Source organism: Methylobacterium sp. ARG-1 (assembly GCF_001262595.1).
In the GTDB taxonomy this organism is placed as follows: Bacteria; Pseudomonadota; Alphaproteobacteria; order Rhizobiales; family Beijerinckiaceae; genus Methylobacterium; species Methylobacterium brachiatum.
Window position 1 is genome coordinate 1 of record NZ_LHCD01000041.1, and the last position, 12236, is coordinate 12236.

At 69.5% G+C, this 12236-nt stretch carries 10 protein-coding genes; 8 read left to right on the top strand and 2 right to left on the bottom strand.

What is annotated here, in order from left to right; all coding sequences use genetic code 11:
- The 7 genes from AKJ13_RS26295 to AKJ13_RS26330 all read left to right on the top strand — a co-directional run.
- On the top strand, positions 1-881 hold an 881-nt coding region (locus AKJ13_RS26295), incomplete at its 5' end, for a YihY/virulence factor BrkB family protein (RefSeq protein ID WP_050735974.1).
- A 270-nt stretch (positions 882-1151) separates the two neighbouring features.
- A complete protein-coding gene (locus tag AKJ13_RS26300) occupies positions 1152-1862 on the top strand; it encodes a Crp/Fnr family transcriptional regulator (protein ID WP_050735975.1) in 711 nt (236 codons plus the stop codon).
- 883 nt (positions 1863-2745) lie between these two features.
- Positions 2746-3303, top strand: coding sequence for a hypothetical protein (locus AKJ13_RS26310; protein WP_050735977.1), 558 nt, complete (start codon positions 2746-2748; stop codon positions 3301-3303).
- Positions 3304-3603: 300 nt separating this feature from the next.
- A complete protein-coding gene (locus tag AKJ13_RS26315) occupies positions 3604-4905 on the top strand; it encodes a LarC family nickel insertion protein (protein ID WP_050735978.1) in 1302 nt (433 codons plus the stop codon).
- Positions 4905-5717: a potassium ABC transporter ATPase gene (locus tag AKJ13_RS26320; protein ID WP_050735979.1), complete on the top strand. Its 813-nt coding sequence runs from the start codon at positions 4905-4907 to the stop codon at positions 5715-5717. Before AKJ13_RS26315 ends, AKJ13_RS26320 begins: the two co-directional genes overlap by 1 nt.
- Positions 5714-6394 carry a nickel pincer cofactor biosynthesis protein LarB gene (larB, locus tag AKJ13_RS26325; protein ID WP_050735980.1) on the top strand — a complete coding sequence of 227 codons (681 nt, stop codon included), beginning with the start codon at positions 5714-5716 and terminating at the stop codon, positions 6392-6394. Before AKJ13_RS26320 ends, larB begins: the two co-directional genes overlap by 4 nt.
- Before the next feature lie 55 nt (positions 6395-6449).
- Positions 6450-7574 (top strand): aldo/keto reductase, encoded by a 1125-nt coding sequence (locus AKJ13_RS26330; protein WP_050735981.1) that lies wholly within the window; start codon positions 6450-6452, stop codon positions 7572-7574.
- 212 nt (positions 7575-7786) lie between these two features.
- Here AKJ13_RS26330 and AKJ13_RS26335 read toward each other — a convergent pair whose 3' ends face one another.
- The gene (locus AKJ13_RS26335) at positions 7787-10060 is read right to left on the bottom strand and encodes a xanthine dehydrogenase family protein molybdopterin-binding subunit (RefSeq protein ID WP_050735982.1); all 2274 of its coding nucleotides are present in this window, start codon (positions 10058-10060) and stop codon (positions 7787-7789) included.
- Between the two features lie 144 nt (positions 10061-10204).
- Positions 10205-10750 (bottom strand): PepSY domain-containing protein, encoded by a 546-nt coding sequence (locus AKJ13_RS26340; RefSeq protein WP_050735983.1) that lies wholly within the window; start codon positions 10748-10750, stop codon positions 10205-10207.
- A gap of 223 nt (positions 10751-10973) precedes the next feature.
- On the opposite strand from AKJ13_RS26340, the gene AKJ13_RS26345 reads away from it, so the two are divergent.
- A complete protein-coding gene (locus AKJ13_RS26345; RefSeq protein WP_200905709.1) occupies positions 10974-12212 on the top strand; it encodes an alanine--glyoxylate aminotransferase family protein in 1239 nt (412 codons plus the stop codon).
- Positions 12213-12236: the final 24 nt, after the last annotated feature.

Sequence of the window (12236 nt, forward strand, 5' to 3'; positions counted from 1 at the left end):
TCGCGCTGCGCACCTATCGCGACATCGGCGAGAACCGCCTCTCGCTGATCGCGGCGGGGGTGACCTTCTTTACCCTGCTGGCGATCTTCCCGGCGGTGGCGGCTTTGGTCTCCTGCTACGGCCTCGTGGCCGACGCCTCGACCATCAACGACCAGCTCACCAGCCTCCAGGGCATCCTGCCCCAGGGCGCGCTCGACATCGTCGGCGACCAGGTCAAGCGGCTGAACGACCAGGGTAACACCGCGCTGGGCCTCAGCCTGCTGGTCAGCATCGCCCTGTCGGTCTGGAGCGCCAATGGCGGCGTGAAGCACGTCTTCGACGCGCTCAACATCGTCTATAACGAGCGCGAGAAGCGCAACTTCTTCGTGCTCAACCTCGTCTCCCTGGCCTTCACGGCGGGCGCGCTGGCCTTCCTGATCCTGGCGCTGGGCGCCGTCGTGGTGCTGCCGGTGGTGCTGTCGTATGTCGGGCTCGGCGCCGATGCCTGGTGGCTGACCCTGCTGCGCTGGCCGGCGCTGCTCGTGGCGGTCCTGCTCGGGCTCGCCCTGCTCTACCGCTATGGCCCGAGCCGGGATGCGCCGCGCTGGCGCTGGGTTACCCCGGGTGGAGCCTCCGCGGCGCTGCTGTGGCTCGTCGCCTCGCTGCTGTTCTCCTGGTACGTCGCCCATTTTGGCAGCTACAACAAGACTTACGGCTCCCTCGGCGCCGCCATCGGCTTCATGACCTGGATTTGGATCTCGACCATGATCGTGCTCGCCGGTGCCCAGCTGAATGCCGAGATGGAGCATCAGACCGCCGAGGACACGACGGTGGGCGAGCCCCAGCCCCTCGGCACCCGGCAAGCCCGGATGGCCGATTCGGTGGGCGCCGCCGCCGAGTGAGGTGCTGGGCTGCCGCGCGCCGGCCGGCAGGGCGGTCGCTTAACGCAGGTTAGCGCGCGGCTGCGCGGTCGCGGCATAAGCCGTCGAAATTCTCCAGACTTCGACGTTCGGAAGCCGATATATCCCGTGCCGAGATTAGTCTTCGTGCCGCCCGCCTCGATTAGCGGCCTGATCGTGCGTGATGCGGCCGGCGCGGGCCCTCGGCCGGGTGGCCTGCCTGTGCCGGGCCGGAAACCGCATCGCCGCAGCCTCCTCTGACCGGAGGCGGACATGACCAACCCCTTCCTGCGGAAGATGGAGCGGCATGTCCGTCTCGCGCCCGAGGACCGCGCGGCCCTCGACGGGCTCGCCCGCCAGCACGTGCGTCCGGTCGCGCCGCGCCAGGACATCGTCGGCCAGCACGACGACCCGCACCACACCCACCTCATCCTCGATGGCTGGGCCTGCCGGTACCGGCAGTTTCCCGACGGGCGGCGCGCGATCGTCTCGCTGCTCCTGCCCGGCGACCTGTGCGACCCCTGCGTCACCCGCCGGGCGCGCATGGACCACGCCATCGGGGCGCTCACATCGGTGACCGTCGCCCGCATCGCGCTGGACCAGATCGGCGCGGCGGTCCGGGCTCGGCCGGCGGTCGAGGAATGTCTGTGGCTGGAGATGCGCGACACCACCGCGCTCCAGCGGGAATGGATCGCCAGCGTCGGTCGCCGCACCGCGATCGAGCGGCTCGCGCACCTGTTCTGCGAGCTGTACCTGCGGCTGGCGCGCGTCGGCCTCGCGGACGGGAACACGATCCCGATGCCGGTGACCCAGCCCGACCTCGCCGACGCCTTGGGCCAGACCAGCGTTCACATCAATCGCACCCTGAAGGCGCTGCGCGGCGCCGGCCTGATCGCCCTGCGCGGCCGGCGCCTGACGATCCACGACCTCGACGGGCTGATGAAGCGCGGCCTGTTCGACCCGGCCTACCTGCACCTGGCCTGATCCCTCGCCCGCGGCGGCTTTTGGTCGGCGTCCCGGCCTCTGGCCCTGCCCCGATGGCGACGACGCTCGCTCCCGACGCGGCGCGCTTGCCCGGAATGCCAGGATCGGGATAATACTGAATTGGGCCCGGCATAATGAGTGGCCGGCGATAGGCTGATTCGTTGAGCGCGCTCCGTTTATGGCGATTATATAGCTATTTTGTTCTAATCATATACAATAGATGTCCGAACTTCTACGCCTTTAACGGCGTGCGGCGGGCGTTGTTGCGTCATATCGGCGTTCGGGTCGGGGCCAGATCGCATATTTCAAGTCCCCTGGTGTTCGAGCAGAGTTTCAGCAACGAGACCGTCCGAGGGCTTACGATAGGATATCAGACGTTCGTCAATTCCGAGGTCCGTTTTGCCTGTCGGGACTCACGGATCGAGATCGGCAATCGGTGCATGATCGGTCCGCGGGTAAGCTTCGAAACATCGACCCACACTCTCGTCGTCGAGGGGTTTCACGAGCGAACAGAGGAAACGAGGCTGACGTTTCATAAGGATATTTGCGTGCACGACGGCGTCTGGATCGGGGCCGGTGCACTCATCTTATGCGGCGTCACGATCGGCGAGCAATCTATAGTTGCGGCCGGATCGGTCGTGACCCGGGATGTGGAGCCGGGAATATTGGTCGGCGGCGTTCCCGCGAAGATGATAAGACGGCTGATCTCTTAGAGCTTGACCTCAATCAGCGTGGCCAGGGTGATATCTGGGAAGGGTGGTTTGTCGTCGGTCTGCTTCGGGACAGCCGCGCATTGAAGCGGACGGCGCCGCCGCTCCCGCTTCTGACCCATATCGGACGTCTGGTGAGCTTGCCTCACGGCCAAAAGGTGTAGAAGCGCCGCATGAAGACCATTCAGATTACCCTCGCCGAAGCTGAGCCCGGCGACCACGCTTCGTTCAAGGAAGAGCTTCAGGCTGCGTTCGCTGTCGCAGTTGTTGATGAGTTCGGGAACCTGCCAGATGGCCCGATCCCATCCAACGAAGTCCTCGATGGCGCACTAAATGCGCGCCATGCCGAAGTCCTACATATTCTCTGCGATGGTCGGAAAGTGGGAGGTGCCGTCCTGACAATCAACGCTGAGACGCACCGCAATTCACTGGACTTGTTTTTCCTCCAGGTTGGCAAGGAAGGTAATGGGCTAGGGATTAAGGCTTGGCAGGCAATCGAGCAACGATATCCCGAGACGATTAGCTGGCAGACGCACACCCCCTATTTCGAAAAACGCAACATTCACTTTTATGTCAACAAGTGTGGCTTCAAGATCATTGAGTTCTTCAACAAGCATCATTCCGACCCAAACCATCCGGGCGCGCAGGATGATTTGCCCGGCGATAACGATGCATTCCAATTCGAAAAGGTCATGATACCGACTCGGTCGGTGCTGGCTGCCTTGGACTGACTGCTTTCCACCCCGGACCGAGGTTGGCGAAGGGCTGACCAACGGCCGCTTTTGAGTGGTACCGTTGGCAGTCTGGGAGGCTGAGTAGGGTCGAAAGCGGACGCCTTACGCAAAAGCGAATTGGGTGCAGACTCTGGCGGATCGCGCCCCCGATACCGGTCCCCGCGCCTGTGCGCCGGGGGCCCGGTCGGGCGTGACGGCGATACGCCGCGTCGCCGGATCAGCATTGCGTCCCTTGCCTTGTGCCCGCCACGGACGATCTGAGCGACATCAGGAACCGGTTCGGGCCGACCGACACACATGCATATCCACCTCGACGCGCTCGGCGGCGTGGCCGGCGACATGTTCGCCGCCGCGCTGCTCGACGCCTTTCCCGAGCATCTGGAAGGCGTGCGCGCGAGCGTGCGGGCCGTCGATCCGCGCATCGCCTGCGCCGCGTCCGAGCACAATGACGGCATCCTGCGGGGGCTGCGCTTTGCGGTCTCGGCCCCGGGGGTGGAGACGGTCCCCACGCCGCATCGCCACGGCGGCCATGCGGACCACCACCATCACGATGATCACGATCACCCGCACAGCCATGCGCACGATCCGGCGTCGCACGGCCACCGGCCCTGGTCCGGGATCCGCGCGGAGCTGGAGCGGGCGGAGCTCGCGCCGGCCGTCCGGGCGCATGCGCTGGCGATCTTCGGGCACCTCGCCGACGCCGAGGCGCGGGTCCATGGCATCGCGGTCGACGCCGTGGCGTTCCACGAGGTCGGCGCCTTCGATTCCATCGCCGACATCGTCGCCGCCGCCCACCTGATCGCCGCTCTCGAGGTGCAGAGCTGGAGCGTCTCGGCCCTGCCGCTGGGCTCCGGCCGGGTGCGGACCCAGCACGGCCCCCTGCCGGTGCCGGCCCCCGCCACCACGCTCTTGCTCGAAGGCTTCTCGACCCTCGATGATGGGATCCCGGGCGAGCGCATCACGCCCACTGGCGCCGCGATCCTGCGCCATCTCTGCGGCCATGAGCCCGAGCGCGGCCGGCCCCCCGGCACGATCGGGCGGAGCGGCATCGGTTTCGGCACGAAGAGCCTGCCGGGCCTCAGCAATTGCCTGCGCGCCCTCGTGCTCGACGCGGCGGTCGCATACCCGCCGGACCGGGCCGAGCTTGCCGTCATCGCCTTCGAGATCGACGACCAGTCGGGCGAGGACCTGGCCATGGGCCTCGACCGCCTGCGCGCGGAGCCCGGCGTGCGCGACGTCGTGCAGATGCCGGTCCTGGGCAAGAAGGGCCGGATGATGGCCCATATCCAGGCCCTGGTTCAGCCCGAGAGCCTGGAGGCGGCGATCGCGGCCTGCTTCCGCGAGACCACCACGATCGGGCTGCGCCACCACCGGGTCGCGCGGGCGGTGCTCGACCGGGAGGCCGTGACGGTCGCGCCGGAGGGGCGGCGGGTCCGGGTCAAGGTCGTCGACCGGCCGGGCGGGCGCACCGCCAAGGCCGAAGCCGACGACGCCCTGGACCAGGCGGGCCAGGCGGAGCGGGCGCGCCTGCGGGCCGAGGCCGAGGGCCTCGCCTTGCAAGAGATGACGAAGCACGAGATCGCGAAGGTGGACCGGTGATGCGCGCGCAGCTCGAAGCCGTGCTGGCGGAACTCGGGCCCGTCGCGGTGGCGGTGAGCGGCGGGGTCGACAGCCTGACGCTGGCCACCCTCGCCCACCGCCTGGCGCCGCACGCGGTCCTCGTGGTCCACGCGGTTTCCCCCGCCGTGCCCGGTGAGGCGACCGCGCGGGTCCGGGCCGAGGCCGCCCGGGAGGGCTGGGACCTGCGGGTGATCGAGGCCGGCGAGTTCGCCGACCCGGCCTACCGGGCCAACCCGGTCAATCGCTGCTTCTTCTGCAAGACCAACCTGTACGGGGCGATCCGCAGCGTCACCGAGCGACAGATCCTGTCCGGCGCCAATCGCGACGACCTGGGCGAGTACCGCCCCGGCCTCGACGCCGCCCGGGAGCACGGTGTGCGCCATCCCTATGTCGAGGCGGGCCTCGACAAAGCGGCCGTCCGGACGCTCGCCCGCGATCTCGGCCTTGGGACCGTGGCCGAATTGCCGTCCGCGCCCTGCCTGTCGAGCCGGGTCGAGACCGGCATCCCGATCGAGCCCGAGACCCTGGGCTTCATCCACGCGGTCGAGCGGCTGGTCGGGGGCGCCCTCGATGCCGGCACGGGCGCCCGGCGTGCCGTCCGCTGCCGGGTGCGGGCCGAGGGCGTGGTGGTGGAGCTCGACCCCGGCAGCCTCGCGGCCCTCGGCCCGGAGCGTCGCGAAGAACTCGGGGCCGGCATCCGGGAGATCGCGCCGCCGCGGCTGTCCGGCCCGGTCCGGTTCGCCCCTTACCGGGTCGGCAGCGCCTTCCTGACCGGAGCCTCGCCCTTATGAGCGTCGCGGACGAATTCACCCTCGACTTCGCCCGGCCCGAGCGGATCGGCCTGGAGGAGGCGATCTTCTGCGCCGGCAAGAGTCCTGAGCAGATCGACGCGATCCTGGCGGCCGCCGGAGACCGGGGCGCCTCGCTGCTCCTGACCCGGCTCGATCCGGAGAAGTGCTCCCGGCTCGGGCACGCGGCGCGGCTCGACTATTGCCCGGTCTCGCGCACGGCGGTGTTCGGGCAGCCCCCGGCCGTCGCCGGCCCGGCCCGGATCGCATTGGTGGCGGCCGGGACCTCGGATGTCCCGGTGGCCCGGGAGGCCCTGCGGACGCTCGGCTATGCCGGCCGCGCCGCGACGCTCTTCGCCGATGTCGGCGTCGCCGGCCTGTGGCGGCTGACCACGCGGATCGAGGAGATCCGCGCGCATCCGGTGGTGATCGTCGCCGCCGGCATGGATGCGGCGCTGCCGAGCGTGGTCGGCGGCCTCGTGGCCGGCGCGGTGATCGCGGTCCCGACCTCCGTGGGCTACGGCGTCGCCGCGGGCGGGCGCACGGCCCTCGATGCGGTGCTGGCGAGCTGCGCCCCCGGGATCACGGTGGTCAATATCGACAATGGCTACGGGGCGGCCTGCGCCGCCCTGCGCCTGCTCAACGCGGCGAGCCGCCTCGCCCAGGAGGTCGAACGATGATGTCCCGCCACCCGTTACCCTCCGAACCGAATCCCCTCCCGAACGGAGATATCCGATGGAACGCCGCAGCTTCCTCCAGGGCGCCGTGCTCGGCGCGGGGCTTACAGGGACAACTCTGGCAGGCGCCGGCAGCGCGGGTGCGGCCATGAGCGTCCCACCGCTTCCGAACACCCGGCCCCAGGACCCGGCCGACCTGCCGCTGATCACCGATCCGGGCGAGCGCCGGGGCGAGATGCTTTACCGGTCGTTCGGTAAGACGTCGGAGAAGATCTCGGCGATCGGGATGGGCGGGTTCCACCTCGGCAAGAGCGCGGTGACCGACGACGAGGCGACCCGGCTGATCCACGAAGGCGTCGATCGCGGCATCACCTTCATGGACAATTGCTGGGACTACAACGACGGCCGCTCCGAGTTGCGCATGGGCGCGGCGCTGGCCCAGGGCGGCTATCGCGACAAGGTCTTCCTGATGTCCAAGATGGACGGGCGGACCAAGGAGGAGGCACTCAAGCAGATCGACCAATCGCTCCTGCGCCTGCGCACCGACCGGATCGACCTCGTCCAGCACCACGAGATCCTGCGCTACGACGACCCGGACCGCGTCTTCGCGGAGGGCGGGGCCATGGAGGGATTCCTCGAGGCCAAGAAGCAGGGCAAGCTGCGCTATATCGGCTTCACCGGCCACAAGGACCCGCGCATCCACCTGCAGATGCTGGCGGTGGCGCAGGAGCGCGGCTTCCACTTCGATTCCTGCCAGATGCCGCTCAACGTGATGGACGCGCATTTCCGCTCGTTCGGCCATCTCGTGCTGCCGCACCTCGTGGCCGAGGGCATCGCGCCGTTCGCCATGAAGACCTTCGGCGACGGGGTGATCCTGAAGGCCGACGCGCCGATCAAGCCGCTGGAATACCTGCACTTCTCGCTGAACCTGCCGGTCTCGGTGGTGATCACCGGCATCCAGAACCAGCGCGACCTCGACCAGGCCTTCGAGGCGGTGAAGACCTTCAAGCCGATGGACAAGGCGACGGTGGCCGAATTGCTGTCGCGTTCGAAACCCTACGCGCTGGAGGGCAAGTACGAGCTGTTCAAGACGAGCGCGACCTTCGACGGCACCGCCAAGAACGCGGCCTGGCTCGGCGAGGACGTGCAGGGCGTGAAGAAGCTCGCGCCGACGATGGAGTAGGTTTTCAAGGCGAAGTGAGCCCTCCCCGGGGAGGGCATTCGAGACTTCGAAAATGTTTCGGGTGTCTCGATCATCCACCGCGTCATCCCGGGTTCGTCTCCAGCACCCCGGGGTGACACGGTGATCTGTCCTGCCCTTGCTGCATCGTCGATCGCAGCAGGACCTGCGTTGTCCCAGGCTTTCTCAGAACGATCTTCCGTTGAGTGACCGCTTCACGCCACATCCTCCAGCCGGATCGGCAGCTCGCGGATCCGGCGGTCGGTGGCGTGGTGGACAGCGTTGGCGATGGCCGCGTTGACGCCGATGATGCCGAGCTCGCCCAGCCCCTTGAGGCCGAGGGCGTCGACCTGATCGTCCGGGTCCGGCACCAGCAGCGCCTCGACCTCCGGGGCGTCGGCCGCGGTCGGGACCAGATACTCGGCGAGATCCGGATTGCGGTAGGCGGCCCCGTCCAGCACGGTCTCTTCCAGCAGCGCCGAGCCAAGGCCCCAGATCATCCCGCCGGTGAGCTGGCTCCGGGCGGTCAGCGGGTTGAGGATCCGCCCCGCCGCGAAGGCGCCGGTGAGCCGGGCCACCCGGATCTCTCCCGTCTCGCCATGGACGTGGACCTCCGCGAACTGCGCCCCGAAACCCCAGGAGACCGCGCGCCCGCCCCCGCCGAAGGCGAGCCCGATATGGCCCTGCCGTAGGCTCGCCAGCGCCTTCTCCCGGTCGCCGCCCGCGGGCACGAACTCGGCGAGCGTCTCGACCCCCGCGGGGCCGATCGCGTCGGCCAGCGCGATGCCGGTGCCATCCGGGGTTGAAAGCCGCCCGCCCGCCAGCGACAGGGTGCCCGGATCCCGTCCGGCAAGCCGGCCCCCGGAGGCGGTCGCCGCTTGGGCCAGTTTCTCGCGGATCTGGCCGCAGCCGAGGGCCAGGGCGTTCATCAGGCTCGTGGTCGTGCTCGACCCGCCCGAGATGCCGGCGGCCGGCAGGGCGGTGTCGCCGAGCCGGACCGTCACCCGCTCCACCGGCACACCGAGGCCCTCGGCCGCGCCCATGGCGAGCAGCGTGGTGATGCCGTTGCCGATCTCGTGATGGGCGCAGGCGACCTCCGCGGTCCCGTCCGGGTTCAGCCGCACCCGCAGGGTCGCGGCCGCGATCTTCACCGGCCGCACCGAGGCCGCGCAACCGAGGCCCACGCGCCAGGGCCCGTCCCGCATCGTCCCCGGACGCGGTGCCCGCCGCGCCCAGCCGAAGGCCCGCGCGCCCGCGTCGAAGCAGGCCATGAGCGGACGTGTCGAGAACGGCTTGCCGGAGACCGGATCAACCGCGGTGTCGTTGCGCCGCCGCAGGGCGATCGGGTCCATCCCGAGGGCCACGGCCATCTCGTCGACGGCGCTTTCCAGGGCGAACAGGTAGGGCACCTCCGGGGGCGCCCGCATCGGCCCCGGGGTGTTGCGGTCGACCCGCACCGCCCGCTCCTCGGTCCGGATCGCCGGGCAGGCATAGAGGCTTGCCGTGACCTCGGCACCCTCCATGACGAACGGATCGAACCGCGACGTGACCGTCTCGGCCTCGTGCACCAGGGCGGTGAACCGGCCGTCGCTTTCGGCCCCGAGCCGGATGGCGTGACGCGATTCCGGCCGGTAATTGGCGATGGTGAAGCATTGCCGCCGGGTCGGCACCAGCGAGACCGGCCGGCCGAGACGCTTGGATGCCAGGGCGACCAGCGCCGTGTGCTGCGACAGCGCGAATTTCGAGCCGAAATGGCCGCCGATCAACCCGGACACGACCCGCACCTGCGCGGGGTCGAGGCCAAGCTGCGCCGCGAGCCCGTGCTGCACGGCGCCGACATAGCGCGTCGGCTCATGCACGGTGAGCTTGTCGCCGTCCCAGGCGGCCCGGGTGGTGAACAGCTCGATCGGGTTGTGGTGCTGGATCGGGGTCTCGTAGCGCGCCTCGATCCGGATTGCAGCCTCTCGCAACCCGGCCTCGGCGTCGCCCCGGACGATGTCCTCGTGCTGGGCCTTGAGGTCTGCCAGCCGGACGGTCTCGGCCCCCGGCGCGTCGAAGCCGCCGGCGGCGGGCTCCTCCGCATAGGCGACCCGGACCGCGCCGGCCGCTTCCTCGGCGGCCTCCTGGTTCGTCGCCACCACCAGGGCCACGATCTGGCCGGCATAGGCGACCGCGTCGGAGTCGAGCGGCCGGTGCGAGCTGTTGGCGTAGCCGCCGGCCATCAGGTGCTTCACCGGTGCCACCGCGCCGGCGAACTCCCGGTGGGTAAAGATCCCCAGCACCCCCGGAACCCGCTCGGCGGCGCCGAGGTCGAAGCCGGTGATCCGGCCCCGGGCGATGGTGCTGGTCACCAGGGCGGCGCGGACCATCGTCTCCGGCCCGGGGCCGTCGGAGGCGTAGAGCGCCCGGCCCGTGACCTTGTCGGGGCCCTCGACCCGGGTATGGGCCGTCCCGAGGATCGGTTGGGCGTCCCGCGTGCCTGATTCCATGTTCGCGCTCCCGGTCCGCCATATCGTCCGGGAGCAATCGCCGGGGCGGCCGCCCGGCTCCGCGTCCGGGCGGCGGGGCGACACCATGCAGCGGCGGGGAGGTTTTGGTACGGCCCCGCCGCTTCGGGTGGTGATCCTACGGGATCAGTCGACCACCTTGCCGTCCGGGCCGACCTTGACCGTCTGGTCCTTGTCGGCGCCGGCCACCTTGATCTCGTACTGGACCGTGGAGCCGTCCTTCTCGACCTCGGCCTCGTAGGCCTTGCCGCCGCCGGCCTTCTGCTCGGCGATGGCGAGCGCGTCCTTGAGCGAGGTCTTGGCGTTCTGGAAGTCGGCGGGCTTCAACCGGGTGAAGTAGCGCTCGATCGGCTGGTTCTCGGTCTTGTACAGCGCGCCGGTATCGGCGTTGATGCCGTATTCCACCAGCTTGCCGCTCGGGTAGACGACCTTCACGGCGTAATGCGCCGGGTTCTTGCTGTCGGCCTTCTCGAAATCGGCGTCGATGGCGCGGCCGCCCTTCTCGTCGCCCTGCGACTCGGCGGTGGTCAGCGCCTGGGCGAGGCCGACCTTGGCGACCGTGGCGACCTGCCATTCCTTCTGGTTGCTGTCGGTCTGAGTGGCGGTCTGGGCCAGGGCGAGGCTCGTCGAGAGGGCGAGCAGTCCGGCCGCGGTGGCGAAGCGTTTCATCATGGCGGGTATCCCCCTTTGCGGGTTCAGTCTTGGTTGGGTCGGTGTTGGGACCTTGAAACGCCGAGGGTCGTGCAGGGTTTCCGTCCTTGGGAAAAAACGCTCTGCTTGATCGAAACGCCGCGGATCCCTAGCAGCATGCGCGAGCGCGACATGGCCGGAGGGATTTGGCCGGAGGATTGCGTCGCCCCGCCCGGAAATGCGCGACAGCGAAGGAAGTCAGCCCGTGCTCGAGCAGATCGGCGAGATCGACCCGCCCCAGCGGCTCCTGATGGGGCCGGGACCCGTCAATGCCCATCCGCGCGTGCTGCGCGCCATGTCGGCCGACTTGCTTGGGCAGTTCGACCCCGAGATGACCGCCTACATGAATGAGGTGATGGCGCTCTACCGCCCGATCTTCGGCACCGAGAACCGCTGGACCTTCCTGGTCGACGGCACGGCGCGGGCCGGGATCGAGGCGGCCCTGGTGAGCCTGGTCGCCCCCGGCGAGCGGGTGCTGGTGGTCAATTTCGGCCGGTTCGGCCTGCTGCTCACCGAGATCCTGGAGCGGGTCGGCGCCGTGGTCGAGACCGTGGACGCGCCCTGGGGCGAGGTGGTGCCCCTGGAGGCGATCGCCGCCGCGGTGGAGCGCTTCGGCCCGAAGGTCGTGGCGACCGTCCACGGCGACACCTCCACCACCATGGCCCAGCCCCTCGACGGGCTCGGCGACCTCTGCCGCCGGGCCGGCGCCCTCTCCTACGTCGACGCCACCGCGACCATCGGGGGCATGGAGATCGCCGCCGACCGCTGGGGCGTCGACGTGGTGACCGGCGGCCTGCAGAAATGCCTCGGCGGCCCTTCGGGCTCGTCGCCGATCACCGTCTCGGCGGCGGCGGCCGAGCGGATCTTCTCCCGCCGCCATGTCGAGCACGGCATCCGCCGGGACGACATCGACGACGGCTTGGGCGTGCGGATCGGCTCGAACTATTTCGACCTCGCCATGATCATGGATTACTGGTCGGAGAAGCGCCTGAACCACCATACCGAGGCGACCACGATGCTGTACGGGGCGCGGGAATGCGCCCGGGTGCTGCTGGGCGAGGGGCTGGCAGCCTGCTACCGCCGGCACGCCGCCGCCGGGCGCGCCGTCGCGGCGGGCATCCGCGCCATGGGGCTCACCGTGTTCGGCGACGACCGCTACCGGATGACCAACGTCACGGCGCTCTACATCCCGGACGGGATCGATGGCGAGGCAGTGCGGCGGCGGATGCGGGAGGATTTCGAGATCGAGATCGGCACCGCCTTCGGGCCGCTGGCCGGCAAGGTCTGGCGGATCGGCGCGATGGGCTACAATGCCCGCAAGCACAAGGTGCTGATCACCCTGGGCGCCCTGGAGGCGGTCCTGCGGGCGGAAGGGTTTTCCGTCCCGCCGGGCGCCGGCGTCGCGGCGGCCCTGGCCGCCTGGACCGAGAGCGCGGCCGCCTGATCGCGGCTCGCCCCGGGATCGACC

Bases quoted from the DNA above. Each gene is read 5' to 3' on its own strand.
- larB (WP_050735980.1), top strand. From the start codon at position 5,714: ATGAGCGTCGCGGACGAATTCACCCTCGACTTCGCCCGGCCCGAGCGG.
- AKJ13_RS26340 (WP_050735983.1), bottom strand. From the start codon at position 10,750: ATGATGAAACGCTTCGCCACCGCGGCCGGACTGCTCGCCCTCTCGACG.
- AKJ13_RS26335 (WP_050735982.1), bottom strand. From the start codon at position 10,060: ATGGAATCAGGCACGCGGGACGCCCAACCGATCCTCGGGACGGCCCAT.
- AKJ13_RS26330 (WP_050735981.1), top strand. From the start codon at position 6,450: ATGGAACGCCGCAGCTTCCTCCAGGGCGCCGTGCTCGGCGCGGGGCTT.
- AKJ13_RS26315 (WP_050735978.1), top strand. From the start codon at position 3,604: ATGCATATCCACCTCGACGCGCTCGGCGGCGTGGCCGGCGACATGTTC.
- AKJ13_RS26300 (WP_050735975.1), top strand. From the start codon at position 1,152: ATGACCAACCCCTTCCTGCGGAAGATGGAGCGGCATGTCCGTCTCGCG.
- AKJ13_RS26310 (WP_050735977.1), top strand. From the start codon at position 2,746: ATGAAGACCATTCAGATTACCCTCGCCGAAGCTGAGCCCGGCGACCAC.
- AKJ13_RS26320 (WP_050735979.1), top strand. From the start codon at position 4,905: ATGCGCGCGCAGCTCGAAGCCGTGCTGGCGGAACTCGGGCCCGTCGCG.